This is a genomic window from Rhodobium orientis, from assembly GCF_003258835.1.
In the GTDB taxonomy this organism is placed as follows: Bacteria; Pseudomonadota; Alphaproteobacteria; order Rhizobiales; family Rhodobiaceae; genus Rhodobium; species Rhodobium orientis.
Genome location: NZ_NPEV01000011.1, coordinates 58,517 through 82,253 on the forward strand (window position 1 = coordinate 58,517; position 23,737 = coordinate 82,253).

General features: G+C 65.5%; 26 protein-coding genes. 11 read left to right on the forward strand and 15 right to left on the reverse strand.

The genetic code is table 11. The annotated features are described in order from the left end of the window. Positions 1 to 22: 22 nt before the first annotated feature. From map to CH339_RS07530, 3 genes are all read left to right on the forward strand, one after another. Positions 23 to 853 carry a type I methionyl aminopeptidase gene (gene map, locus CH339_RS07520; RefSeq protein ID WP_111433724.1) on the forward strand — a complete coding sequence of 277 codons (831 nt, stop codon included), beginning with the start codon at positions 23 to 25 and terminating at the stop codon, positions 851 to 853. 21 nt (positions 854 to 874) lie between these two features. Further along, the gene (radC, locus tag CH339_RS07525) at positions 875 to 1,585 is read left to right on the forward strand and encodes a RadC family protein (RefSeq protein WP_111433725.1); all 711 of its coding nucleotides are present in this window, start codon (positions 875 to 877) and stop codon (positions 1,583 to 1,585) included. A gap of 214 nt (positions 1,586 to 1,799) precedes the next feature. Continuing rightward, positions 1,800 to 4,094, forward strand: a complete 2,295-nt coding sequence (locus CH339_RS07530) for a bifunctional diguanylate cyclase/phosphodiesterase (RefSeq protein ID WP_146610132.1) — start codon at positions 1,800 to 1,802, stop codon at positions 4,092 to 4,094. A 34-nt stretch (positions 4,095 to 4,128) separates the two neighbouring features. Here the strand turns inward: CH339_RS07530 and cueR are convergent, their stop codons facing one another. From cueR to pcaD, 6 genes are all read right to left on the reverse strand, one after another. Then, entirely contained in the window at positions 4,129 to 4,533 is a 405-nt protein-coding gene (gene cueR, locus CH339_RS07535) for a Cu(I)-responsive transcriptional regulator (protein WP_111433727.1), read from the reverse strand. A gap of 97 nt (positions 4,534 to 4,630) precedes the next feature. Further along, positions 4,631 to 5,125: a class I SAM-dependent methyltransferase gene (locus CH339_RS07540; protein ID WP_111433728.1), complete on the reverse strand. Its 495-nt coding sequence runs from the start codon at positions 5,123 to 5,125 to the stop codon at positions 4,631 to 4,633. A gap of 24 nt (positions 5,126 to 5,149) precedes the next feature. Then, positions 5,150 to 5,527: a cyclophilin-like fold protein gene (locus CH339_RS07545; protein ID WP_111433729.1), complete on the reverse strand. Its 378-nt coding sequence runs from the start codon at positions 5,525 to 5,527 to the stop codon at positions 5,150 to 5,152. Next, entirely contained in the window at positions 5,524 to 6,021 is a 498-nt protein-coding gene (locus CH339_RS07550) for a class I SAM-dependent methyltransferase (protein WP_111433730.1), read from the reverse strand. The genes CH339_RS07545 and CH339_RS07550 overlap by 4 nt, the downstream gene beginning before the upstream one ends. Positions 6,022 to 6,111: 90 nt before the next feature. Then, positions 6,112 to 6,447, reverse strand: a complete 336-nt coding sequence (locus CH339_RS07555; RefSeq protein WP_111433731.1) for a c-type cytochrome — start codon at positions 6,445 to 6,447, stop codon at positions 6,112 to 6,114. Positions 6,448 to 6,560: 113 nt separating this feature from the next. After that, positions 6,561 to 7,346, reverse strand: a complete 786-nt coding sequence (gene pcaD / locus CH339_RS07560; protein WP_111433782.1) for a 3-oxoadipate enol-lactonase — start codon at positions 7,344 to 7,346, stop codon at positions 6,561 to 6,563. A gap of 175 nt (positions 7,347 to 7,521) precedes the next feature. Between pcaD and CH339_RS07565 the strand changes: the two genes are divergently transcribed. Together CH339_RS07565 and CH339_RS07570 are read left to right on the forward strand one after the other, a co-directional pair. Next, a complete protein-coding gene (locus tag CH339_RS07565) occupies positions 7,522 to 8,469 on the forward strand; it encodes an AAA family ATPase (RefSeq protein WP_111433732.1) in 948 nt (315 codons plus the stop codon). Beyond that, positions 8,466 to 9,737 (forward strand): vWA domain-containing protein, encoded by a 1,272-nt coding sequence (locus tag CH339_RS07570; protein WP_111433733.1) that lies wholly within the window; start codon positions 8,466 to 8,468, stop codon positions 9,735 to 9,737. The genes CH339_RS07565 and CH339_RS07570 overlap by 4 nt, the downstream gene beginning before the upstream one ends. Before the next feature lie 288 nt (positions 9,738 to 10,025). Here the strand turns inward: CH339_RS07570 and CH339_RS07575 are convergent, their stop codons facing one another. Continuing rightward, positions 10,026 to 11,735, reverse strand: coding sequence for an MJ1477/TM1410 family putative glycoside hydrolase (locus tag CH339_RS07575; protein WP_170138440.1), 1,710 nt, complete (start codon positions 11,733 to 11,735; stop codon positions 10,026 to 10,028). 150 nt (positions 11,736 to 11,885) lie between these two features. Further along, entirely contained in the window at positions 11,886 to 12,395 is a 510-nt protein-coding gene (locus CH339_RS07580; protein WP_111433735.1) for a flavin reductase, read from the reverse strand. A 354-nt stretch (positions 12,396 to 12,749) separates the two neighbouring features. Here CH339_RS07580 and CH339_RS07585 point away from each other — a divergent pair, with 354 nt between their 5' ends. From CH339_RS07585 to CH339_RS07610, 6 genes are all read left to right on the forward strand, one after another. Continuing rightward, positions 12,750 to 13,685, forward strand: a complete 936-nt coding sequence (locus CH339_RS07585; RefSeq protein ID WP_111433736.1) for an ABC transporter permease subunit — start codon at positions 12,750 to 12,752, stop codon at positions 13,683 to 13,685. Between the two features lie 6 nt (positions 13,686 to 13,691). Further along, entirely contained in the window at positions 13,692 to 15,038 is a 1,347-nt protein-coding gene (gene livM / locus CH339_RS07590) for a high-affinity branched-chain amino acid ABC transporter permease LivM (protein WP_111433737.1), read from the forward strand. Continuing rightward, the gene (locus CH339_RS07595; protein WP_111433738.1) at positions 15,038 to 15,883 is read left to right on the forward strand and encodes an ABC transporter ATP-binding protein; all 846 of its coding nucleotides are present in this window, start codon (positions 15,038 to 15,040) and stop codon (positions 15,881 to 15,883) included. Before livM ends, CH339_RS07595 begins: the two co-directional genes overlap by 1 nt. Beyond that, positions 15,880 to 16,611 carry an ABC transporter ATP-binding protein gene (locus CH339_RS07600; protein ID WP_111433739.1) on the forward strand — a complete coding sequence of 244 codons (732 nt, stop codon included), beginning with the start codon at positions 15,880 to 15,882 and terminating at the stop codon, positions 16,609 to 16,611. The genes CH339_RS07595 and CH339_RS07600 overlap by 4 nt, the downstream gene beginning before the upstream one ends. Positions 16,612 to 16,716: 105 nt before the next feature. Then, positions 16,717 to 17,079, forward strand: a complete 363-nt coding sequence (locus tag CH339_RS07605; protein WP_111433740.1) for a DUF6867 family protein — start codon at positions 16,717 to 16,719, stop codon at positions 17,077 to 17,079. A 147-nt stretch (positions 17,080 to 17,226) separates the two neighbouring features. Then, positions 17,227 to 18,330, forward strand: a complete 1,104-nt coding sequence (locus CH339_RS07610) for a branched-chain amino acid ABC transporter substrate-binding protein (protein WP_111433783.1) — start codon at positions 17,227 to 17,229, stop codon at positions 18,328 to 18,330. A gap of 126 nt (positions 18,331 to 18,456) precedes the next feature. Here the strand turns inward: CH339_RS07610 and CH339_RS07615 are convergent, their stop codons facing one another. The 7 genes from CH339_RS07615 to CH339_RS07645 form a co-directional block, all read right to left on the reverse strand. Further along, a complete protein-coding gene (locus tag CH339_RS07615; protein WP_111433741.1) occupies positions 18,457 to 18,804 on the reverse strand; it encodes a carboxymuconolactone decarboxylase family protein in 348 nt (115 codons plus the stop codon). A 79-nt stretch (positions 18,805 to 18,883) separates the two neighbouring features. After that, entirely contained in the window at positions 18,884 to 19,729 is an 846-nt protein-coding gene (gene fghA, locus CH339_RS07620) for an S-formylglutathione hydrolase (protein ID WP_111433742.1), read from the reverse strand. 9 nt (positions 19,730 to 19,738) lie between these two features. Beyond that, entirely contained in the window at positions 19,739 to 20,170 is a 432-nt protein-coding gene (locus CH339_RS07625; protein ID WP_111433743.1) for a type II toxin-antitoxin system VapC family toxin, read from the reverse strand. Then, positions 20,167 to 20,379, reverse strand: coding sequence for a FitA-like ribbon-helix-helix domain-containing protein (locus CH339_RS07630; RefSeq protein WP_146610133.1), 213 nt, complete (start codon positions 20,377 to 20,379; stop codon positions 20,167 to 20,169). Before CH339_RS07630 ends, CH339_RS07625 begins: the two co-directional genes overlap by 4 nt. Positions 20,380 to 20,478: 99 nt before the next feature. Continuing rightward, on the reverse strand, positions 20,479 to 20,880 hold the full coding sequence (locus CH339_RS07635; protein ID WP_111433745.1) for a hypothetical protein: 402 nt from the start codon (positions 20,878 to 20,880) through the stop codon (positions 20,479 to 20,481). A gap of 81 nt (positions 20,881 to 20,961) precedes the next feature. Next, positions 20,962 to 22,071: an S-(hydroxymethyl)glutathione dehydrogenase/class III alcohol dehydrogenase gene (locus CH339_RS07640; RefSeq protein ID WP_111433746.1), complete on the reverse strand. Its 1,110-nt coding sequence runs from the start codon at positions 22,069 to 22,071 to the stop codon at positions 20,962 to 20,964. Between the two features lie 634 nt (positions 22,072 to 22,705). Next, positions 22,706 to 23,404, reverse strand: a complete 699-nt coding sequence (locus CH339_RS07645; protein WP_111433747.1) for a hypothetical protein — start codon at positions 23,402 to 23,404, stop codon at positions 22,706 to 22,708. Positions 23,405 to 23,737: the final 333 nt, after the last annotated feature.

Sequence of the window (23,737 nt, forward strand, 5' to 3'; positions counted from 1 at the left end):
CAGACGACGGAATTCTGGACAGATGGTCAGCTATATCGAGGCGGCGACGGCTCCGCTTAAAAACACCGGTCAGATACGCCTTTACAGCGACGACGGCTTTGAGGGCATGCGCCGAGCCGGCCGCATCGCCGCCGAATGCCTCGACGCCCTTGCCGCCATGGTCGAGCCGGGGGTGACGACCAAGACCCTCGACGACTTCATCTTCGCGTTCGGCGTGGAGCGCGGCGCCCTGCCCGCGACGCTGAATTACCGCGGCTACAACAAGGCCTCCTGCACCTCCATCAACCACGTCGTCTGCCACGGCATCCCCAACGACAAGCCGCTGAAGGAGGGCGACATCGTCAACATCGACGTCACCTTCATCGTCGACGGCTGGCACGGCGATTCCAGCCGCATGTACCCGGTCGGCACCATCAAGCGCGCCGCCGAACGGCTGATCGACATCACCTACGAATCCATGATGCTCGGCATCGCCGAGGTCCGGCCCGGCGCCCGCCTCGGCGACATCGGCGCGGCTATCCAGGATTTCGTCGAGGCCCAGCGCTGCTCGGTGGTGCGTGACTTCTGCGGCCACGGCGTCGGGCAACTGTTCCACGACGCGCCGAACGTGCTGCACTACGGCAATCGCGGCGACGGGCTGGAACTGAAGCCCGGCATGATCTTCACCATCGAGCCGATGGTCAATCTCGGCCGTGCCCATGTGAAGGTGCTGGCCGACGGCTGGACCGCGGTGACCCGCGACCGCTCGCTGTCGGCCCAGTTCGAGCACACCGTCGGGGTGACGGAGACCGGCTGCGAGATCTTCACCCTGTCGCCGGCCGGCCTCGACCGCCCGCCCTACACCGCGGACTAGGCCCGCAAAAGGGGCTCGCCCATGGCAAAGGATGGCGACGGCTTTTCAGAAGCAAGCGCCAGGCCGCATTTCCATGGCCACCGCCAGCGCCTGAAGCAGCGTTTCCGCGACTCCGGGCCGGAAGCCCTCGCCGACTACGAGATGCTGGAACTGGTGCTGTTTCGCACCATCCCCCGCCGCGACACCAAGCCGATCGCCAAGGCCCTGATCGCCCGCTTCGGCTCCTTCGCCGAAGTGCTGACGGCGCCGGCCGCACGCCTTGCCGAGGTCGAGGGCATCGGCGAGGCTACGATCACCGACCTCAAGGTCGTCCAGGCCGCGTCGGAGCGCATCCTGCGCGGCCAGGTCCGCAACAAGCAGCTCCTCACCTCCTGGTCGGAAGTCATCGAATACTGCCGCGGAACCATGGCGTTTTCCGAACGCGAGGAGTTCCGCATCCTGTTCCTCGACAAGAAGAACGCGCTGATCGCCGACGAACTGCAGCAGAGCGGCACGGTCGACCACACGCCGGTCTATCCGCGCGAGATCGTCAAACGGGCGCTGGAGGTCTCCGCGACCGCCATCATCCTCGTCCACAACCACCCCTCGGGCGATCCGACCCCGTCGCGTGCCGACATCCAGATGACCAAGCAGATCGTCGAGATCGCCAAGTCGCTCGGCATCGCCGTCCACGATCACATCATCGTCGCGCGCAACGGCCATACGAGCTTTCGCGGCCTGCAACTGATCTGAACCGGCTACCGCATCCGCTCTCATACCATTGTATACACCGGATGTTTTTGCCCCCCTGTTTCTTGGGGGTTCTCTAAGCATGTTGTGTTAACCCTTGTCAGTTAAAAGGATTTTGTAATTCGAAACCAATTCCATCCCGATCCCGCCGCGGGTGTCGCGGGACCAAGGGGCAAAGAGTGTGACGAGTGCAACCCTGGATGGATCCGGCCCTGCAGTGAAGAAGCGCGCAACGCGTCTCATCAGTGCCCGGATCGTCCTTCCGATATCCTTGCTGGTCGCAAGCGTCGTCATCGTTGCGGTCGTTGCGATCGCGTTCTGGGCACGCCAGTCGGACCAGGCGACGATCCAGCGCGACACCGTCGCCGTCAGCAACGCCCTCAACGCCCTCATCGAACGGCTCCCCCAGGAACAGCAGAGCGTCTTTTCCGGCGACGAGGCCTACAAGAAGATCGTCCTCGACTTCGACCAGCTCTGGACCCACCGCAACATCGGCCAGCAGCTCTACCGCATCCACGGCCATGACGTCATTGCCGTCGTCTCCGCCCACCAGCGGCCCCTCTACCTGATGGCGGACGGCCGCAAGCTGCCGGAAACGGAATACGAGCGCTACCGCGGCGAGCTCGCCCATCTGGTCACCGAGGTCCAGAAGACCAACCGCAATTTCCTGATCCAGAGCATCGCCACCCATGACGACGGCGCACCGTTGCGCGGTGTCGGCCCGAGCAAGCTCGTCAACAAGCTCCACGCCGTCGACCTGGTCCTCATCGACGGCCGGGTCGGGGTCGCCAGCGTCATGGCGGTGACGCCGACGATCACGCCGAAGATCCTCGATCTGCGCCCGACCTCGATGGTCATCAGCGTCAAGTTCCTGTCCCGGCCCGTGCTCGACCAGATCGGCTCCGGCGCCGTGGTCAATTCGCTCCACATCCATTCGGTCAACGAGGAGACGCCGCCGCAGATCAAGGCCCGCTTCCACGAAGGTCCCGGCGAGATCCCGCTGATCGACAACAGCGGCCGGCACCTCGGCGTCCTGCACTGGTTCTCCGAATTGCCCGGCACCGTGCTCGCCGCCAAGGCGAGCCCGCTCGTCATACTGGCGATCCTGACCCTCGTCGCGCTGACGATCTTCATCCTCAACACCGCGCGCCGGGCCGCCCGCGAGGTCGAGGCCAGCGAGGCCAAGGCCCGCCACGACGCCATGCACGACCAGCTCACCGGGCTGCCGAACCGCAGCTACCTGGCGCTGCAGCTCGCCGACACGCTGAAGGTGGCGATCCCGGGCAATCTCCAGATCGGCTGCGTCCGGCTCGATCTGGACGGCTTCACCGAGATCAACGACATCTACGGCCACAAGGCAGGCGACCAGCTCATTGTCGGCATTTCGAGGCGCCTGCGCACGGCCATCGGGCCGCAGGCCTTCCTGTCCCGCGCCGGCGGCGACGAGTTCGCCATCCTGGTGATGGGCATCGGCGACACCGACGACATGATGACGATCTGCGAGAAGATCATGGAGGCGGTGCGCGAGCCCTTTGCCATCGATGGCAACCGGCTGGTCGCCATTGGTAGTATCGGCTTTGCCGTCGCGCCCGATCACGGCACGTCGGCGGAAGAGATCCTGCGCCGCGCCGACATGGCGCTGCACGCCGCCAAGAAGAAGCACGACAACCGCATCGTCCAATATTTCGCCGCCATCGAGGACCACGTGCACGAGCGCCAGCGCCTCGTCCACGATTTGCGCGAAGCGCTGACCAACGGCGAGCTTTATGTCTGCTACCAGCCGCTCGTCAGCGCCGACGAGCTGTCCATGGTCAGCGTCGAGTCGCTCCTGCGCTGGCGCCATCCGACCCGCGGCGAGATCACCCCTGCCCTGTTCATTCCGATCGCCGAGGAATTCGGCATGATCGACGAGATCGGCCGCTGGGTGCTGGAGACCTCCTGCCGCGAGGCCCGCCACTGGAACGACCTGTCGGTCGCCGTCAACATCTCGCCGATGCACCTGAGCCAGCCGGACTTCGTCGACCAGGTCATCGACATCACCGCCCGCACCGGCTTCGATCCCAAACGCCTGGTGATCGAGGTGACGGAAGGCATCATGCTGGAATACGCCGATGCGGCACGCCGGGTCTTCGACCAGCTCCGCTCCGTCGGCATCAAGATCGCCCTCGACGATTTCGGCACCGGCTATTCGAGCCTCAGCTATCTGGAAGAGTTCCGCTTCGACAAGCTGAAGATCGACCGCTCGTTCCTGCGCAACCTGGAAACCTCTCCGGAAGCCGCCGCCATCGTCCACACCATCATCGGCCTCGGCAACACCCTCAACACGACCATCGTCGCCGAGGGCGTGGAGACCGAGGCCCATTGCCGGTTCCTGCAGGCCGCCGGCTGCAACGAGCTGCAGGGCTTCCTGTTCTCAAAGCCGGTGACCGCGCCGCAGATCATGCGCCGCATGATGATGGAGCAGGCCGTCAACCGGGACCTGGAGTTCCTCCGCGTCGCGCAAGGAGCGTGAGCAAAAAGGGGCGTGATCGCCCCCCGCCGCGTCTTCAGCCGTCCGCATGATCGGCGTGGCCGGCCAGGTCGTCGAGGATCGGACAGTCCGGCCGGTCATCCCCGTGACAGCACTCCACCAGCTTTGCCAGCGTCGTGCGAAGGCTTTGGAGTTCCGCCATGCGCGCGTCGATGTCCTCGATCCGCGCCCGCGCCAGGGCCTTGACGTCGGCGCTCGCCCGGTGCTTGTCCTCATAGAGCGACAACAGGTGCCGGCAGTCGTCGATGGAAAAGCCGAGCCCGCGCGCGCGCTTCAGGAACTGCAGCTTGTGCACATCGCTGGCGTCGTAGTCGCGATAACCGTTGTCCCGCCGCCCGGGCGCGACAAGGCCGATCTCCTCATAGTAGCGGATGGTCTTTGCCGGCAGCGCCGACCGGCGTGCCGCCTGGCCGATATTCATGGCAGTCTCTCCGGGTCTCGCCGCCACATCCGATCCATATCGCGGCGGCCGATACCCAACTAGATCGTTCCAATCACTGGAAGGTCAAGGCGCGCGGTCAGACGGGTGCCCGGTAGAGATAGTAGCGCCCGGCCGGGATCGACGCCGGAACGTCGAGCAATTCATAGCCCGGCAGGTCCATGGTGAAGCTGGTGACGACGAGGCCGCCCGGCGCCATCAGGCCCGGCACAATCGGCGCCAGCCAGGCCTCGGTCGCCGCATTCACCGTGTCGTCGCCGGCGCCGATATCGTTGTGCAGGAGCGCGGCAGGAAGCTTGATCCGCGGCAGGCAGAACGGCAGCGTGTCGCGGATATCGCCGAGCACCATGTGCTCGCGGTCCGGCAACTGGTCGATGGCGACGGTGGAAAACAGCGTGTCGAAGACGAAGACCTCCCGCCCCGGCAGCCGCGCCTTCAGGTGATCGTAGGTCCGGCCGGACCCGAGCCCCAGTTCGATCACCGGCCCGGCGACGCCGTCGACCAGTCCGGCGGCATGGTCGAGCAGGTCGCGCTGCGCCGACATCCGCCGGATGAAGCTGTCGAGGCGGCTCATGCGCTGGGTCCGGCCATCACCGCGTCAGTCGGCCCGGCGCACGACGACGCGGTCGCCGGCAACGACGGTGGCAAGGTCGCGCACGTCGCCGTCGGCATCGGCAAAGACGTTGACCGGCGCGGCCAGCCGGATTTCGTCCTCAAGCGACAGCGGCGTCGGCCCGAAGCCGATGGCGATGATCCGGCCCTCCGGCCAGAACGCGATCTCGCCGGCCTCGACCACCTCCTTGGCGTCCGGCTCCAGGTCGGCGTCGGTCGGCATGGAGAAATAGACCTCATCGCCCCAGGTCAGCACCGGCGCATCCTCCGGCAGCATCGCCCAGACGGCGTCGGCCATCGGCGTGTCGCGCAGCGTCGCCGTCAGCGTCACGCCGGGAAACTCGAAAACGATCTTGCGGCTCATGGCATCCCCCTCTTTTGAAAGAGCTGGTGCTGGCAGGCCTCGGTGCCCTCCGGCTTGGCGACGACGTCGAAGGCCGGCAGGTCGAGGGCAAGGTCGGAGAGGACATATCCGCCCGGCGCCACCCGCTCCGCGATCAGCGGCGACAGCCAGTGGACGATCGCCAGTTCGGCCGTCTCGTCGGCGGTGCCGAGATCGATATTGACGAGCGCCGCCGGCCGCCTCACCCGCGGCCCGCAGAATTTCAGCGTCTCGCGGATTTCCCCGACGATCATGTGCTCGCCATCGGGCACGCAGCTCGGATGCGCCGTGATCGACCGGTCGAAGGCGAAGATCTCTCGCCCCGGCAGGATCTCGCGCAAATGGTCGAACGATCGTCCGTTGCCGAGGCCGAGTTCCAGCACCGGTCCCGGAACGTCGGCGATCAGGCGCGCCGTGTGCTCCAGGAGGCGTTTCTGCGCGACCATGCGGTCAATGAAGGCTTCAAGTCGGCTCATGGGTCTGCGAAAGGCAAGTTCGGGTGACACAGGCCCGCACCCTTGCCGCAGGGATCGAGCAGGGTCAAACGGTTTGTCGGCAAAAGCGCCTCAGCGCGGCGCCTGGATCGACCGCAGATAGGCGATGAAGGCATCGATGTCCTCGGGGTCGAGCTCGACCTCCGGCATGTCGGGATGGCCGGTGATGATGCCCTCGGCGAGCGCCTCCTCCAGCAGGCCCACATCGTAGCGCGCGCCGAGGTCGCGGAACGCCGGCGCCTCCGGCAGGGCATTCTCGTCGTCGGCGGCGATGGCATGGCAGGACGCGCAGTGCTCCCTGGCGATGGCAAGGCCGCGCTCCTCGGGCGACGGAGGCTCGTCGCAGGCGGCAGGCATGCCGCCCAGAAGCGCCGCCAGCGCGGCAGCCCATACCTTTTTATGTGCCATCGTTCCTCCCCCGTTTTGGCCATCATTCGCCGGGCGTCGGCGATTCCACAACCGGCGAAATGTCTCGCCGCCGCGCCGTGGCCGCGGGGGAATGGCGGTGCTTCCGGACCTCGCTACCCGCCGAGGAACCCGAGCACCACCTCGTTGAAGATGTTCGCCTGCTCGATGTTGGACAGATGCGCCGCATTGTCGAGGATGGCGAGGCGCGCGCCGGGGATCGCCTGGTGGATGGCGCGCGCCTGATCCGGCGGCGTTGCGGGGTCGTCCGCCCCGACGACGACGAGGGTCGGCGCTTCGATGCTGCGGATCGCGGTCCTCTGGTCCATGTCGCGCAGCGCCTCGCAGGTCGCCGCGTAGCCCTCGCCGGGCGTGGCCACGATCATCTCGCGGACCTTTTCGACGGCCTCCGGCGAGGCTTCGCGGAACGCGGCCGTGAACCAGCGCTCCAGGATCGCCGGCGCCATCGCCTGAAGGCCCTTGTCGCGCGCGGTGGCGGCCCGTTCGTTCCAGAGCTCCGGCGGCGGCATGTATGCCGCAGTGTCGGCCAGCACCAGCTTGTCGATCCGCTCCGGATGCTTTGAGCCGAGCCACATGCCGAGCATGCCGCCCTTGGAAAGCCCGCACCACGACACCTTATCGAGACCGAGCGCATCGAGGAGGGCGACCACGTCCTTGCCGAGGCGATCGAGCGAATAGGGGCCCTCCGGCGCCGCCGACTTGCCGTGACCGCGGTCGTCGTAGCGCAGGAGGTGGAACCTTTCGCCGAAGGCCGCGACCTGGTCGTCCCACATGCCGAGGCTGGCGCCGAGCGAGTTGGAGAGCACCAGCACCGGCCCGTCCTCCTTGCCGGCCCATTCGTAGTAGAGCGTCGTTCCGTCGTCCGTGTCGATCGTCGGCATGGGAGCATCCTTCATCGGTGCGTTGCATTTGCGCCGGAGTTTGGCAAACCTTGGGGCCGCGGGCAAAGGCCCCGCCGCCGGCACCGGCATTTTCGCCGCAATCGACCGGCGACAATGCGGCCAAATCGCCTATAGTGCGCGCGATAAGAAAAGAACCTGACGGAGAGGAGAACGCATGACGGTCGAAGCGCCCGCCCCTGCCGGATCGCCCACCCTTCCCGCATCCATCGACGAGACCGAGACGCTCTTGCGCTCGGCCGGCTATATCGCCGACCGCTCGCTGGCGACCGTGCTCTATCTCTCCTTGAAGATGAACCGGCCGCTGTTCCTGGAAGGCGAGGCCGGCGTCGGCAAGACCGAGATTGCCAAGGTGCTGTCGGCGACGCTCGGCCGCTCGCTGATCCGCCTGCAATGCTATGAGGGCCTCGACGTCTCCACCGCCGTCTACGAGTGGAACTACGCCGCCCAGATGGTCGAGATCCGCATCGCCGAAGCGGCGGGAGAGACCGACCGCGAAATGCTCGGCAAGGACGTCTTTTCCGAACGCTTCCTGATCAAGCGGCCGGTCCTGCAGGCCCTGGAACCCGATCTCGGCGGCGCACCGATCTTCCTCATCGACGAACTGGACCGCGCCGACGAAGCGTTCGAGGCGTTCCTTTTGGAGGTGCTCTCCGACCACCAGGTGACGATCCCGGAAATCGGCACCATCCATGCCTCCCAGCCGCCCATCGTCGTCATCACCACCAACCGCACCCGCGAGATCCACGACGCCCTGAAGCGGCGCTGCCTCTACCACTGGGTCGACTATCCGACGGCCGAACGCGAGCTGGAAATCGTCACCACCAAGGTGCCCGGCGTCGACGACCGGCTGTCGCGCGAGATCGTCGCCTTCGTGCAGATGCTGCGCGCCGAGGAGGACCTGTTCAAGCAGCCGGGCGTCGCCGAAACGCTGGACTGGGCGACGGCGCTGACCGAGTTGGACCAGCTCGCCCTCGACCCGGAAACCGTCTCCGACACCCTCGGCGTGCTGTTGAAATACCAGGACGACATCGACCGCATCAAAGGCAGCCGGACCCGACAGATGATCGACGATCTGCGCCGCGAGGTGGCGGCCGGCGCATGACGGCCGGGACCGACACGACAGGCAGCAAGACGCCTCCGGCCGAGGCGGACCCGAGCGGCCGGCTCGCCGACAACATCGTCTATTTCGCCCGCGTGCTGCGCAATGCCGGCCTGCCGGTCGGCCCGGCCGCCGTGGTCGATGCCATCCGCGCCGTGGAGGTCGCCGGCATCCAGAGCCGCGAGGACTTCTACTGGACGCTCCATTCCATCTTCGTGAAGAAGCGCGAGCACCGTCCCGTCTATGACGAGGCGTTCCGCATGTTCTGGCGCTCGCGCGGCCTGATCGAAAAGCTGATCGCCCTCTTCTCGCCGACCGCCCCGCCCCAGCCCTCGCGGGAAAAGGCCAAGGCCGGTGCGGCCCGCGTCGCCAAGGCCCTGTTCGAGGGGCTGCAAAACCCGACAGAAGTGAAAAAGCCGGAAATTGAGATCGACGCGACGCTGACCGTCTCCGGCCGCGAGGTGCTGCAGAAAAAGGATTTCGCGCAGATGTCGGCCGACGAGATCGCCGACGCCAAGCGGGCGCTCGCCGACCTCGTCCTGCCGCTCGACCGGGTCCGCACCCGCCGGCTGGTGCCGACCTCGCGCGGTCGCCGCATCGATCCGCGCCGGTCGCTGAGGTCCAGCATGCGGGCCGGCGGCGACATCATCGCGCTGCGCCGCCGCGATCCGGACGAGCAGCCGCCGCCGATCGTCGCTATCTGCGACATCTCCGGCTCCATGAGCCAGTACAGCCGCATCTTCCTGCATTTCCTGCACGCCCTGACGGAGCACCGGCGCCGCGTCCACACCTTCCTCTTCGGCACCAGGCTTTCGAACGTCACGCGGCAATTGCGCATGAAGGACCCGGACCAGGCGCTCGATGCCTGCACCGACCAGGTGGAGGACTGGTCCGGCGGCACCCGCATCGCCACAGCACTCCACGACTTCAACCGGCTGTGGTCGCGCCGGGTGCTCTCCGGCGGCCCCATCGTCCTTCTGATAACGGATGGGCTGGAGCGCGATTCCGACGAGGACCTGGCGCGCGAGATGGACCGGCTGCACCGCTCCTGCCGCCGCCTCGTCTGGCTCAATCCGCTGCTGCGCTTTGAGGGCTTCGAGCCACGCGCCCGCGGCGTCCGGGCGATGCTGCCCCATGTCGACGAATTCCGCGCCGTCCATTCGCTCGGCGCCATCGCCGACCTCTGCGCCGCGCTCTCCGGCCGCGCCGGCCGCGAGGAGACGGAGCCGAGGGCGTGGCTCTCAAGGGCCGATCGGAAAGCGGCAGGGTAGTCAGGCGCGTAACGACAAGCAGTTTTGCCCGCCTCCCGAACCGTCCCGCTACGCTTCCGTTGGTGGCTCCTACTCAGCCGTTTCGACCCACTCCGCGTCACCACCGGGCGTGACCCGGTGGTCCATGATGACGTGCGGCACATTTCAGCCTAACTGTTTGAAATGAAAGGCCCTATGGATTACCGGGTCAAGCCCGGTAATGACGCCTGAGGGGGCGGAACGAAAAGCGCGCAAATCGCACCCGATCTGGTGTCTCCACGGCCATTCCCCCGATCGTGCCGCCCGGCCTCACACCAAGAGATCGTCGGCGTCGATCTGGCTTGCCCTTATGTCCTCGATGACGACCGTGGTGCCGCCGTCGGAGAACACCGCATTGCCGTTCACCGTGCGGAAATGGGACTTGGCCTCGGCGACCGAGCCGTAGTCGAAGGCCCTGAGGTCGAGATCGTCGGTGCCGGCACGGAAATCCTCGATCCGGTCGTCGCCCTGGCGCGGGGCGATGCGGAAATCGTCCTGCCCGCGCCCGCCGACGAGAAGATCGTCGCCCGGTCCGCCCACCAGCGTGTCGGCGCCGGGCCCGCCCGTGACCGTGTCGTCGTGGCGGCCGCCGAACAGGAGGTCGTCGCCGCTGCCGCCGATCACCAGGTCCTGGTCCTTGCCGCCGGTCAGCGTGTCGCTGCCGGTGCCGCCGGAGAGCGTGTCCGCGCCGCTGCCGCCGTCCAGCCGGTCGTCGTGCTTGTTCCCGTAGAGCCGGTCATCACCGCCATCGCCGAAAAGCCGGTCCTTGCCGGCATGGCCAAGGAGCTTGTCGTCACCGGAGCCGCCGACGAGCTTGTCGTGACCCTCGCCGCCGAAGAGCTGGTCGTCACCCTTGCCGCCGGCCAGCAGGTCGTCACCCTTTTGGCCCTTCAGGCTGTCGTTGCCACCTGCCCCGAAGACGGTGTCGTCGCCGGCGAAGGCCTTTATGGTGCCGCCATCATCGCCGTCGCGCAGGAAGTCCGAGCCGATGGTCGCCTTGTGGGTGGAGCCGAACGGCTTCGACATCACGTCGAGCTCGCGCGAGAAGGCCGCATAGGGAATGAAGCCGTCGCCGGTCGCCTCGTCGAAGAACGCCTCGACCTTGTCGTTCTGGTTGACGTAGTCGACGGCAAAGACCGGCAGGCCCTTCTTCAGGTAGTCCGACTTCAGGACCTCGATCTTCTCCCGGTCCGGGTCGTAGCCGTTGTTCTCGTCCCGCTCGCCGGTGAAATAGGTGTCTTCCACCGCAATCGCGCCGACGGCGTCGTAGTACTTTGCCTTCAGCGCCTTGTAGCCCGGCCCGAGATCGTTGATCAGGAACTCGCCGTTCTGCTGGATGACGAAGAAATCCGGGTTGGTCTGGCGGGCATGCTCCACGAGGTCGACGATGAGCTGCACCATGCGCTTGGCGGCGATTTCGCCGCTGTTCGGATCGCCCGCCCGCTTGGCCCAGGCCGGGGCCTCCTCGGCCCAGTAGTAATAGGCGTCGACGATGTCGAGATAGGCCGCATCGAAGCCCTGCGCGACGATCTTGTCGAGCCAGCCGGTCTTGGCGTCGTTGAACAGGATGTCCTGCCAGTCGTCGTCCCAGTAGCGCACCTTGCGCGATTCCGGCCAGTCGGGATTGACCGGCCCGAGCCAGTCCGGCGCGCTCGATGACAGCGGATAGGAGGCCTTCGGCTTGCTGCCGCCGACCCTGGTCCAGCTATCGTCCCAATAGGACCGGAACCCGCTCGCCTCACCGATGGAAATGTAGGCCGCGGCAACCGCCGGCCCGCCCGGTCCGTCCTGGATGCGGTCGATCTGCGCCGTGCTGTACTGGCCGCCGTCGAGGCCGTTGCGCGAGAAGTCCATGATGATGAGGTCGTGCGGCGCCTTGGCGAGGCCGCCGGCGCCGAGCTCACCGCCGTTGTGGCCCTGCAGGCGATAGCCCCAGTCGTCGACGGCGACGCGGCCGTGTTGGGTATTGAAGGTCACCATGGCGTGCTCTGAAAACCGTTCGTTGCCGGTCGGGCCTATCCCCGAATCCATAACAACAGATTACGGCAGAGCCATGCTCGCCGGCGTCGGTCCGGTCATCGGTAACAAATCGCCAAGATCCGGGATGCCCCGGCGACCGATGCCGGAAGGTCAGACGCTGCGGTAGGACCGGTTGGCATAGACCAGCGCGCTGTTCGGCGGCGCGATCATCAGGCCGACGACCTCGCCGAAGAAGACGCTGTGGGTCGAGGCCTCGGCAACGTCGACGACGCGGCAGTCGAAGGCGGCAAGCGCATCGGCAAGCACCGGCGCCCCGGTCTGCAACGTCAGCCAGTCGCCAATGGCAAACCGCGCCTCCATGGTTTCGGCCTCCCCGCGCCCGGCAAAGGTATCGGCGATCGCGGCGGCCTCGCCGGACAGCGCGTTGACGCAGAAGACGCCGTTCTTCGTCACCGCCTCGTTGATCGGGCTCTTGCGGTTGAGGCAGGCGAGCAGCGTCGGCGGCGCGTCGCTGATGGAGGCCATTGCCGACACGGTGATCCCGAATCGGCCCGCCGGCCCGTCCGTGGTCACCACATGGACGGCGCTCGCGATCCGGCTCATCGCCTCGCGAAACTCCGCACCCGTCACCATCCGGGACAAATCGTCCACATTCGTCATCGCACCAGCCACCGTCGTTTTCTGAGCCCGCACGGCACCCATGCGCCGCCGCATCCCGGCCAACCGCGCCACCCCTAACACATCGTCGGGCGGTCGTCTGCACGGCGCGGGCAGGTGTCGCAAAAGCCGCGGTCCGTGGGAGGCCGTACCGCGATGCCCGCTCGCCGGGAGATTTAGCGCGACACCTCGCTAGGCCAACGCACGCTGCACTGCACAAATTGCAGGCGTGGCGTGTCAGTATGCATTGACAAACGCGCCATTCACCAGTTCTATCGACGCTAAGCCTTTGAAATAAACGCACCAAAAAACGCGTTCAGAGCAATCCAAAAAAGCCCGCAAAGGGCGAGAGGGGATATGGAGTATTTTCTGCAGCAGCTCATCAACGGGCTGACTCTCGGCTCGATCTATGGCCTGATCGCCATCGGCTACACGATGGTGTACGGCATCATCGGCATGATCAATTTCGCCCATGGCGACATTTTCATGGTCGGCGCGTTCATCGCCCTGATCGCCATCACCGCCCTCGGCTTCGTCGCTTCCACCGGGATCGGTCTGATCATCCTCGCCCTGATGCTGGTGCTGGTGATCTCGATGCTCTTTGCCGCGGTCTATGGCTGGACCGTCGAGCGGCTCGCCTACCGGCCCTTGCGCGGCTCGTTCCGCCTTGCCCCGCTGATCACCGCCATCGGCATGTCGATCGCGCTGCAGAACTACGTGCAGATTGCCCAGGGTGCCCGCGTCAAGCCGCTGCAGCCGATCATCACCGGCGGCTACACGATCACCGAGACGATGACCGAGAACGGGCTGTTCGCGGTCCAGCTCTCCAACATCCAGATCCTCATCATCGTCACCACCGTGATCCTGATGACGTTGTTCTCGCTGCTGATCGCCAAGACCTCGCTCGGCCGCTCCCAGCGCGCCTGCGAGCAGGACCGCAAGATGGCGGCTCTCCTCGGCGTCAATGTCGACCGCACGATCTCGTTGACCTTCGTGGTCGGCGCCGCGCTCGCCGCCGTCGCCGGCCTGATGTTCCTGCTCTATTACGGCGTCATCGACTTCTATATCGGCTTCGTCGCCGGCGTGAAGGCGTTCACCGCGGCCGTCCTCGGCGGCATCGGTTCGCTGCCCGGTGCCATGCTCGGCGGCCTCCTCATCGGCCTCATCGAGACCTTCTGGTCCGGTTATTTCACGGTTGAATACAAGGACGTGGCGGCGTTCTCGATCCTTGCGATCGTGCTCATCTTCATGCCCTCCGGGCTGCTCGGCAAACCCGAAGTCGAGAAGGTCTGACCGGACATGGCAGCAACAACCGAGAACCGGGTGATCGCGTCCCTGAAGGACTCGCTCATCTCCGCAGTCATCGCCTTTGCCCTGTTCGGGCCGATCGTCGGCCTGAAGACGGAAACCGAGCCGGGCGGCCTGGCGCTGTCCGCACATTTCGGCACCGTCGGCGTCATCGTCGCCATCGTCTTTGTCGGCCGTTTGCTCCTCAATCTCCTGGTCTGGAAGGCGGACCGGCCGATCACGCGCGGCCTTTCCGGCCTGATACCGGCACAGACCTCGCTCGGCGGCTTTGGCAAGTTCGTCGCCCCGGTGGCCCTGCTCTTTGCGCTGATCTTTCCGTTCCTGCCGATCACCGACCGCTACATTCTCGACCTCTCGGTGCTGGTGCTGACCTATGTGATGCTCGGCTGGGGCCTCAACATCGTCGTCGGCCTCGCCGGCCTGCTCGACCTCGGCTACGTCGCCTTCTATGCGGTCGGCGCCTATTCCTACGCGCTGCTCTCCACCAAGTTCTTCCCGATGCTCGTCGAGATGGGCTATGTCGGCGGCGGCATCATGGACTGGGCGTTCTGGATCTGCCTGCCGCTGGCCGGCATCCTCGCCGCCTTCTGGGGCATCATCCTCGGCTTTCCGGTGCTGCGCCTGCGCGGCGACTACCTCGCCATCGTCACGCTCGCCTTCGGCGAGATCGTCCGCATCGTGCTTCTCAACTGGTACTGGTTCACCGGTGGCCCGGACGGCATCTCGCGGATCCCGCGGCCGTCCTTCTTCGGCATTCCGTTCTCGCGCGGCGAAGGCGGCTTTGCCGACACCTTCAACCTCGACTATTCGTCGATGCAGAGGATCGTCTTCTTCTACTATCTGATTCTGGCGCTTGCCCTTTTGACCAACCTGGTCACCCTGCGCCTGCGCCGGCTGCCGATCGGCCGCGCCTGGGAGGCGCTGCGCGAGGACGAGATCGCCTGCCGCTCGCTCGGCATCAACACCACCAACACCAAGCTCACGGCCTTTGCCATCGGCGCCATGTTCGGCGGTTTCGCCGGCTCCTTCTTCGCCACCCGCCAGGGCTTCATCTCGCCGGAAAGCTTCACCTTCATCGAGTCCGCGGTGATCCTTGCCATCGTCGTCCTCGGCGGCCTCGGCAGCCAGATCGGCGTCGTCATTGCCGCCGTCGTCATGATCGGCGGCTTCGAGATCTTCCGTCAGGCCGAAGAGTTCCGCATGCTGATCTTCGGCCTCTTGATGGTCTTCATCATGGTCTGGCGCCCGCGCGGCCTGATCTCCTCGCGTAAGCCCTCCATCGGGCTGCACAGTCGCAAGGCGATCGGTGCAGAGAACGTTGCGCAGGGACAAGGCTGATGGCGTCCTGGTCCGAAAACCCGATCCTCAAGGTCGAGCACCTGACCATGCGCTTCGGCGGCCTGGTCGCCATCGACGACCTGTCCTTCGACGTCGGCCGCGGCGACATCACCGCCCTCATCGGCCCCAACGGCGCCGGCAAGACCACGGTGTTCAACTGCATCACCGGCTTCTACAAGCCGACCGAGGGGCGCCTCAAGCTGCGCCACCACGACGGCGACACCTTCCTTCTGGAGCGCATGCCGGATTTCAAGATCGCCCGCCATGCCAAGGTCGCCCGCACCTTCCAGAACATCCGCCTGTTCGGCGGCATGACCGTGCTGGAAAACCTGATGGTCGCCCAGCACAATCCGCTGATGCACGCCTCCGCGTTCAGTTTCGCCGGCATCTTCTCCCTGCCGCGCTTCCGCAATGCGGAGGCCAAGGCGGTGGAGCGCGCCACCTACTGGCTGGAGCACGTCAACCTGATCGACCGCGCCGACGACCCGGCCTCCGACCTGCCCTATGGCGCCCAGCGGCGGCTTGAGATCGCCCGCGCCATGTGCACCGGACCGGAGCTCCTGTGCCTCGACGAGCCGGCCGCCGGCCTCAACCCGCGCGAAAGCGCCGAGCTCAACAAGCTGCTGCGCTATATCGGCGCCAACCACGAGACCTCGATCCTGTTGATCGAACACGACATGTCGGTGGTGATGGAGATCTCCGACCACGTCGTCGTCCTCGACTACGGCGAGAAGATCTCCGACGGCAATCCGGAAAAGGTCAAGAACGACCCGGCGGTGATTGCCGCCTATCTCGGCGTCGACGACGAGGAAGTGGAAACGGTGGAACAGGAGGTCGGCGTATGAACGGCAAGCCCCCTCTCCTGTCGATCCGCGGCGTGGAAACCTGGTACGGCAAGATCGTCGCGCTGCGCGGCGTCGACGTCGACGTCTACAAGGGCGAGATCGTCACCATGATCGGCGCCAACGGCGCCGGCAAGTCGACGCTGATGATGACGATCTGCGGCGATCCCAAGGCCCATGCCGGCACAATCACCTACGAGGGCATCGACATCACCAACGCGCCGACCCACGAGATCATGCACATGTCGATCGCGCAGTCGCCGGAAGGCCGGCGCATCTTCCCGCGCATGACGGTGCTGGAAAACCTGCAGATGGGCGCCGCGGTCACCGACATGGAGCATTTCGACGACGATCTGGGCCGGGTCTTCGAGCTGTTCCCGATCCTCAAGAACCGCAAGGGCCAGCGCGGGGGAACCCTGTCCGGCGGCGAACAGCAGATGCTGGCGATCGCCCGCGCGCTGATGAGCCGGCCGAAGCTGTTGCTGCTCGACGAGCCGTCGCTCGGCCTTGCGCCGATGATCGTCAAGCAGATCTTCGACGTCATCCGCGAACTCAACGAGAGCGAGGGACTGACCGTGTTCCTCGTCGAGCAGAACGCCTACCACGCCCTGCGCCTTGCCCATCGCGGCTACGTCATGGTCAACGGCGAGATCACCATGACCGGGACCGGCGCCGAGCTCCTCGCCCGCGAGGAGGTACAGGCGGCCTACCTGGAAGGCGGCAGGCACTGATGCATGGTCCGTCTGGCGGCGTCCGCAATGCCGCAGGACCATGCGCGAAGACACAAGGACTGGCGGTGACGGTCCCGCGCTGAGGGACCCCGCAACGGAGCGACCATGGGCCTTTTCTGGGAAGACACCTTTCTGCCGTTCTTCTTTCTGACGCTGGTCATCGGCGGCGGCGCCGCCTGGATGACCGGGCGTGCCGTCGCCATCACCTGGCGGCCGATCTTCATGCTCGTCTGGTTCATGTTTTTGCTCTCATGTGCCGTGCGCTTCCTGCATTTCGGTCTCTTTGAGGGCGCCCTGACGTCGCTGCACTACTTCATCGTCACATTCGTCTATCTGGCCGCCGTCGGGCTCCTCGGATGGCGCCTGACCAGGACCAGCCAGATGGTCCGCCAGTACCCCTGGCTTTACGAGAAGACCACCCCGTTCACCTGGCGTGACCGGGCCGAGACCGCTGCCGGCGGCCATTGAGGCCGCTGCCAGCCGGGACGGGAATGGCGGGAAAACCCGTATCATTTCCGTTCGAAACGGGGCACAATGCCCGCCAAGGGCAAAGCCCCTTGCGGCAAAAGCCGCGAACCTTCAGAGACGCGCAACAGGATTGCGAGGGAGTTCATGATGAAAAAGACACTTTTGGCAGGCGTCGCATTGTCGGCCGGCATGTTGATGTCGGGCGCGGCCTGGGCGGACATTTCCATTGCGACCGCCGGTCCGATGACCGGTCAGTACGCAACCTTCGGTGCCCAGATGAAGGCCGGTGCCGAGCAGGCCGTGGAAGACCTCAATGCTGCCGGCGGCGTGCTCGGCGAGCAGCTCAACCTGGAGATCGGCGACGACGCCTGCGACCCGAAGCAGGCCGTGGCGGTCGCCAACCAGATGGCCGGCAACGGCGTCGTCTTCATGGCCGGTCACTTCTGCTCCGGCTCGTCGATCCCGGCCTCCTCGGTCTATTCCGAAGAGGGCATCGTCCAGATCTCGCCGGCCTCGACCAACCCGAAATTCACCGACGAGCGTCCGGGCCCCGGCATCTACCGCGTCTGCGGCCGTGACGACCAGCAGGGCGAGGTCGCCGGCAAGTTCCTGGCCGACAAGTTCGCCGACACCAAGGTCGCGATCATCCACGACAAGACCGCCTACGGTAAGGGCCTTGCCGACCAGACCATGAAGTTCATGGAAGAGGCCGGCAAGAAGGCCGACATGTACGAGGCCTACACGGCCGGCGAAAAGGACTACACCGCGCTGGTCTCCAAGCTGAAGTCCGAGGGCATCGGCGTCCTCTATGTCGGCGGCTACCACACCGAAGCCGGCCTGATGGTCCGCCAGATGCGCGACCAGGGCATGGACACCGTGCTGATCTCCGGCGACGCGCTGGTCACCGACGAGTACTGGTCGATCACCGGCGATGCCGGCTCCGGCACCCTGATGACCTTCTCGCCCGACCCGCGCAAGAACCCCGACGCGGCGCCGCTGGTCGAGAAGTTCCGCGCCAAGGGCATCGAGCCGGAAGGCTATGTCCTGTACACCTACGCCGCCATGCAGGCCTGGGCCCAGGCCGCCGAGGCCGCCGGCTCGACCGACTATGACGCGGTCGTCAAGGCGCTGAACGAAGGCACCTTCAAGACCGTGCTCGGCGAGCTGTCCTTCGACGACAAGGGCGACGTCACCCTGCCTGGTTACGTCTTCTATGAGTGGAAAGACGGCAAGTACGACTATCTGAAGTAGTCCGGCGGCAACGCCATCCGGAAACAGGAAAGGCCCGGCGTTTTGCCGGGCCTTTTTTGTCGGCAGGATCGTGATCTGCGGCGGTCAGGAGGTGCGTGTCACCCCCGGACCGGAACGCACATCGTCTCAATCCATATCGTTGAACTCGTCATAACCGGCAAACGCTCTGCCGCCATAGACCATCGACGGGCCACCGCCCATCTGGATCGCGAGGCCGATGACCTCGGCCACCTCCTCGCGGGTCGCGCCGGCCTTGCGCGCTTCCTGCACATGCCAGGCAATGCAGCCGTCGCAGCGGATGGCGATACCGATCGCCATCGCGATCAGCTCCTTGTGCTTGCGCGACATGGCCCCGTCCTTGTAGGCCACCGCGCCGACCGAGCCGAACGCCTTCATCGTGTCGGGGATGAACTCGCTGAGCGTCTTGTTGTTGTCGACCAGCGACTTGTTCTGGCTCTTGAAACTGTCAGCCATGACTGGCTCCTTTCATTCTCGGGCTCTGATCTTGGGAGATCGCCTGTCGGGAGTAACAGGCATTTGAGGCACCGCTATTTTAACCCCTCAGGCGCTCCGCATGCCATGCGACGTGATCGCCGATGAAGCTGGAAATGAAATAGTAGGAGTGGTCGTAGCCGGGCTGCATGCGAAGGCTCAGCGGCACGCCGGCCTCCTTGCAGGCGGCCTCGAAAATTTCCGGGCGCAACTGCTCGACAAGGAAGTTGTCCGCGTCCCCCTGGTCGATGAGGATGTCACCGTGCCAGCCGCGGCTGGCGACCAGCGCAGTCGCGTCGTGCTCGGCCCAGGTCGCCTGGTCGTCGCCGAGATAGCCGCCGAGCGCCTTCTCGCCCCACGGCACCTGGCTCGGCGCCACGATCGGAGCAAAGGCCGACAGCGAGCGGAACCGGTCGGGGTGGCGCATGCCGATCGTCAGCGCCCCATGGCCGCCCATGGAATGGCCGGTGATGCCCTGACGCTCCATGTCGAGCGGCAGTTCGCCGGCAAGGAGCCCCGGCAGTTCCTTCGTCAGGTAGCTGTACATCCGGTAGTTCTTTGCGAACGGCTCCTCGGTCGCGTCGACATAGAAGCCGGCGGCAAGGCCGAAGTCGTAGGCGCCGTCCGGATCGTCCGGCACTCCCTCGCCGCGCGGGCTGGTGTCGGGCGCAACGAAGGCGAGGCCGTGCTCGGCGCACCAGCGCTGGGCGCCGGCCTTGGCCGTCACGTTCTCCCAGGTGCAGGTGAGCCCCGAAAGATACCACAGCATCGGCACCTTGCCGGTCTCCGCTTGCGGCGGCAGATAGACCGCCAGCTCCATCGGCGTCCCGGTCTCGGCGCTGTCGTGGGCGAGCACGAGCTGGCGCCCGCCGAAGCATTTGTTTTCCGATTTTTTTTCAAATCCCATGGTCCGACGTTACGTCCCCTCTGGTTCGATCGTGTGAAGGTCGATCGCCTCGACGAGGCCGAGCGGAGCGATCCGCGCAACGAGCCGGCGATCGGCGGTGAGAAACGGGATTTTCCGGCGCCGTGCCAGCGCCACATAAAGGCAGTCGTAGACCGGATGTCCCGCGTCGACGGCAAGGGCGAGCGCGTCCGCCGCGAGCGCATCGTCCACGGGTTCGGCAAGGAAATAGCCGTCCTTGAGCGCACCGAGGATGTCTTGGGCGAGGGACCCGGTCAAAATCCCGGCCCGGACGTATTTCCAGAGACCGTTGGCGACTTCGGCAAGGATCAAGTCCGGGGCAAGGAAGGAGAACCGTTGCAGGCTGGCGAGCGCCCGCTCCGAGTCGGGCTGCGGCACAAACCATTTCAGAGCCACATTGGCGTCGACGACGCAGACACTCACCGCTCGCGGTCCTCACGGATGAGATCGACGGCATCGAGATCTGTCGGCTGAGCCTTTTCGGCCAGCGCCCGGGCGCGCGCCTGTAGGTCGGCCGGGCTTGGCCGCCCGGCCTCATTGAGGATTTCCCTGAGCTTTTGTTCCAGCGACTTCCGTTCCGCAGCAGCGAGCCGCTTCAGTCGGCCAACCACGTCGTCGTCAAGGTTTCGCACGATTACCTGCGCCAAAGCATCCTCCGATGATAGCACACTGCTATCATAGCGCGTCGAGGAACCTGCGGCAAGGAACCCCGGCCCTGCTCCGAGCGGGACTCAGCGCGGATACCAGGTCTCGCGGGCGACCTTGTTGCTGCCGGCGTAGGTCCACACGCCCTCGAATGAGCCGTCGTCCTGCTCGATGTAGAAGGCCATGCCGAAGCTCTGCCCGGAGATGTAGCCGACCGACAGCGCGGCGTCGTTCGGCGTCGCCCCGCCGATCCGGAACGTGTCGTTCTCGAACACGGCGCCGAGCCCGGTGCCGACATAATTCTGCCCCGCGATCGACCAGACGACCCGGTAGGTCTGACCGGTCCGCGAGACGCTGACGGTGCCCTGGTATTCGCCGCCCGTATTGGGGTTCTCGCCGACGACGTCGTAGCTGCCCGTCGGATCGGCAAGCGCCGCACCGCAAAGGAACAGGAAGGCCGCCGCTGCCGCCGTCATGTGTTTCAGCATGTTCGTTTTTCCCTCCCTGGCCTCCGCGGCCGTTTGCGACGCGCACTGCGGCGCGTCGCACCCTTGCCCGCGTCGGACAGCCTAGAACGTCACCACCGAGCGGATCGACTCGCCGTGGTGCATCAGCTCGAACGCCTCATTGATCTGCTCCACCGGCATGACGTGGGTGATCATCGGGTCAATCTCGATCTTGCCGTTCATGTACCAGTCGACGATCTTCGGCACGTCCGTGCGCCCGCGCGCGCCGCCGAAGGCCGTGCCGCGCCAGGACCGGCCGGTAACGAGCTGGAACGGCCGGGTGGAGATCTCCTTGCCGGCGCCGGCGACGCCGATGATGATGCTCTCGCCCCAGCCCTTGTGGCAGCATTCCAGAGCCTGGCGCATGGTATTGACGTTGCCGATGCACTCGAAGGAATAGTCGGCGCCACCGCCGGTCAGCTCGACGAGGTGCGAGACGACGTCGCCGTCGATCTCCTTGGGGTTGACGAAATGGGTCATCCCGAAGCGCTCGCCCCATTGCTTGCGGTCGTTGTTGAGGTCGACGCCGACGATCATGTTGGCGCCGACGAGCCTGAGGCCCTGGATGACGTTGAGGCCGATGCCGCCGAGGCCGAAGACGACCGCGTTGCAGCCGGGCTCGGCCTTGGCCGTGTTGATGACGGCGCCGACGCCCGTGGTAACGCCGCAACCGACATAGCAGATCTTCTCGAACGGCGCGTCCTTGCGCACCTTGGCAACCGCGATCTCCGGCAGCACGGTGAAGTTGGCGAAGGTCGAGGTGCCCATGTAGTGGTGCAGCATCTTGCCGTCGAGCGAGAACCGGGAGGTGCCGTCCGGCATCAGGCCCTTGCCCTGCGTCGTCCGAATCGCCTGGCAGAGATTGGTCTTGGGGTTGAGACAGTATTCGCACTCCCGGCATTCCGGGGTGTAGAGCGGGATGACGTGGTCGCCCGGCTGGACCGATTTCACGCCCGGCCCGACGTCGCGCACGATGCCGGCGCCCTCATGGCCGAGAATCGCCGGAAACAGGCCCTCCGGATCGTCGCCGGAGCGGGTGAACTCGTCGGTGTGGCAGATGCCCGTCGCCATGATCTCGACCAGAACCTCGCCCTCGCGCGGCCCCTCGAGCTGTACGGTGGCGATTTCCAGCGGCTTTCCGGCCTCAAAGGCAACGGCGGCTTTGACGTCCATGGCGATATGTCCCTTCGTGTCTGCGTCATTGGCGCGCAGTTTCGATCAAGACGACCGGACGTGCAAACCGAAATCGGGCCGCCGGGGGAAAATCCGAAGGCAGGCGAAGGGCGGGCGGAAAACGCCGGGAAACCGGGCATGGGACACCCGGACAACGCACCGGCGGAGGGTGGGAGCGGATAAGGAAACGCAGTCGCGGCCCGCCCGCCGGCAGGCGGATTGCCGGCGGCGCGAGCCCGTCAGGACGACATTGCAGAATGAGGAAAATGGATTGGCGTGGAAAAACAGCCGGCCGGAACGATGGCGAATTCCGGCCCGGTCGACAGGCGTGAACCAAGACACCTCCCCCGCGCACGCGCGGCAGGTAAAGGCGATACCGGCATCTCCGGCCGGGACGGGACGCGCAGCCACTCGGCACCGCGCGGCTCGAACGGGCGAACCGTTGAGGCGCCTGCGGCTGCCGGCGACGGCCGGGAGATAAGGATCACCACGGCCCGGTCAAACACCCTGCCGCCCGGCCAAGGCGTCTGTCGGGCCGAGGTGATCACCGCCGAGCGAGGAGCCGGCCGGAACCGCGAAAAGAGACGCGAACCGGCAATGCCGGCGCGGCCGGCGCCCCGAAGGTGCTCGGACGTTACTGAATCATGGTCTTCCGCTTGGTCAACAGCGGGAAGTTCATGAAGGTCGACAGCGGCGTCTCATACTCAAGCAGCTTGACCTTCGGCTTGCGGTCGCTCAGCGGCGCCATGCCGATCGCCGCAGACACCGGCGCGGAGGTCTTCGGCTCCCAGAGCTTGGCGCGCGGATTGGGCGTCGACAGCAGCGGCAGATTCAGCCACGAGGAAAACGGATGTTGGGTCTTTAACACGGCAGGCATCCCTTCATTGGTGAAAATCAGCATATCGCTGGGTGGCATCATCGGCGAATAACGCCGTTTCCCCAGGAGCCGTGAGACTTCCTGGGTGAAAGTGTAGGATTCCGGATCGGCGATCTTGACGGGAATCGACTTGACCTCGTCGGCCGCCGCCCGGGCCTCCAGAACACGTCCATAAGGAACACGGACAATCAGCAGGTAGTTCCCTTCCGAGACGGGACCGGCATAGGCGTCGGCCGCCGCATCCCACAGGCCGGCCTTCACCAGGGCGCGCCGGGTATCGGTCTTGGCGCGCCGAGTGTCATCTTTTGTTGACACATCCTCGGCGTCCTTCTTGGAACTCCGGGGCGGACCGACGATGTCCATGTCGTTATTCGAGAAGCCGCTCTCTTCAAGGGCCGAACACACGGATTCGGCGTCCTTCTTCTTCTCGTAGAGCCTCGTGAGTATGGTCGTCATCCTGCAGTCCTTCCTTCTTCGCTTGGCGGCGCGGCCTTATGTCGCTTTGGCGGCAAACGGATGTCAGGCCGGTAGCATATTACTCAATCAGCGCCCTTTCGACGCGGGTTCCTTGCTGTCATGAGAATGTTGCCCGGCATCTTCAAACCTACGCAAACGCCCCGTTTTCAAGTCCACAGTAGCTTGAAATCGCCCGTTTTTTGCCAGCCAAAGGCGCCACAGCCATCCTCAAACGACACATCGCGACCGTCGTCACGACCAGTGTAATTATCAGTGAGTGCTCCTCAAACGGCTATGTGTCAAATGATCTTTACGTTTGCAAATGTCAAATAA

Excerpts from the sequence above, each read along its gene's own strand:
- cueR (WP_111433727.1), bottom strand. The coding sequence starts at position 4,533 with ATGAATATCGGCCAGGCGGCACGCCGGTCGGCGCTGCCGGCAAAGACC.
- CH339_RS07580 (WP_111433735.1), bottom strand. The coding sequence starts at position 12,395 with ATGACGAATGTGGACGATTTGTCCCGGATGGTGACGGGTGCGGAGTTT.
- CH339_RS07610 (WP_111433783.1), top strand. The coding sequence starts at position 17,227 with ATGAAAAAGACACTTTTGGCAGGCGTCGCATTGTCGGCCGGCATGTTG.
- CH339_RS07540 (WP_111433728.1), bottom strand. The coding sequence starts at position 5,125 with ATGAGCCGCCTCGACAGCTTCATCCGGCGGATGTCGGCGCAGCGCGAC.
- CH339_RS07595 (WP_111433738.1), top strand. The coding sequence starts at position 15,038 with ATGGCGTCCTGGTCCGAAAACCCGATCCTCAAGGTCGAGCACCTGACC.
- CH339_RS07640 (WP_111433746.1), bottom strand. The coding sequence starts at position 22,071 with ATGGACGTCAAAGCCGCCGTTGCCTTTGAGGCCGGAAAGCCGCTGGAA.
- map (WP_111433724.1), top strand. The coding sequence starts at position 23 with ATGGTCAGCTATATCGAGGCGGCGACGGCTCCGCTTAAAAACACCGGT.
- fghA (WP_111433742.1), bottom strand. The coding sequence starts at position 19,729 with ATGGGATTTGAAAAAAAATCGGAAAACAAATGCTTCGGCGGGCGCCAG.
- CH339_RS07575 (WP_170138440.1), bottom strand. The coding sequence starts at position 11,735 with ATGGTGACCTTCAATACCCAACACGGCCGCGTCGCCGTCGACGACTGG.
- CH339_RS07585 (WP_111433736.1), top strand. The coding sequence starts at position 12,750 with ATGGAGTATTTTCTGCAGCAGCTCATCAACGGGCTGACTCTCGGCTCG.
- CH339_RS07565 (WP_111433732.1), top strand. The coding sequence starts at position 7,522 with ATGACGGTCGAAGCGCCCGCCCCTGCCGGATCGCCCACCCTTCCCGCA.
- CH339_RS07600 (WP_111433739.1), top strand. The coding sequence starts at position 15,880 with ATGAACGGCAAGCCCCCTCTCCTGTCGATCCGCGGCGTGGAAACCTGG.
- CH339_RS07550 (WP_111433730.1), bottom strand. The coding sequence starts at position 6,021 with ATGAGCCGACTTGAAGCCTTCATTGACCGCATGGTCGCGCAGAAACGC.
- CH339_RS07570 (WP_111433733.1), top strand. The coding sequence starts at position 8,466 with ATGACGGCCGGGACCGACACGACAGGCAGCAAGACGCCTCCGGCCGAG.
- CH339_RS07645 (WP_111433747.1), bottom strand. The coding sequence starts at position 23,404 with ATGACGACCATACTCACGAGGCTCTACGAGAAGAAGAAGGACGCCGAA.
- CH339_RS07615 (WP_111433741.1), bottom strand. The coding sequence starts at position 18,804 with ATGGCTGACAGTTTCAAGAGCCAGAACAAGTCGCTGGTCGACAACAAC.
- CH339_RS07555 (WP_111433731.1), bottom strand. The coding sequence starts at position 6,447 with ATGGCACATAAAAAGGTATGGGCTGCCGCGCTGGCGGCGCTTCTGGGC.
- CH339_RS07635 (WP_111433745.1), bottom strand. The coding sequence starts at position 20,880 with ATGCTGAAACACATGACGGCGGCAGCGGCGGCCTTCCTGTTCCTTTGC.
- pcaD (WP_111433782.1), bottom strand. The coding sequence starts at position 7,346 with ATGCCGACGATCGACACGGACGACGGAACGACGCTCTACTACGAATGG.
- CH339_RS07605 (WP_111433740.1), top strand. The coding sequence starts at position 16,717 with ATGGGCCTTTTCTGGGAAGACACCTTTCTGCCGTTCTTCTTTCTGACG.
- radC (WP_111433725.1), top strand. The coding sequence starts at position 875 with ATGGCAAAGGATGGCGACGGCTTTTCAGAAGCAAGCGCCAGGCCGCAT.
- livM (WP_111433737.1), top strand. The coding sequence starts at position 13,692 with ATGGCAGCAACAACCGAGAACCGGGTGATCGCGTCCCTGAAGGACTCG.
- CH339_RS07545 (WP_111433729.1), bottom strand. The coding sequence starts at position 5,527 with ATGAGCCGCAAGATCGTTTTCGAGTTTCCCGGCGTGACGCTGACGGCG.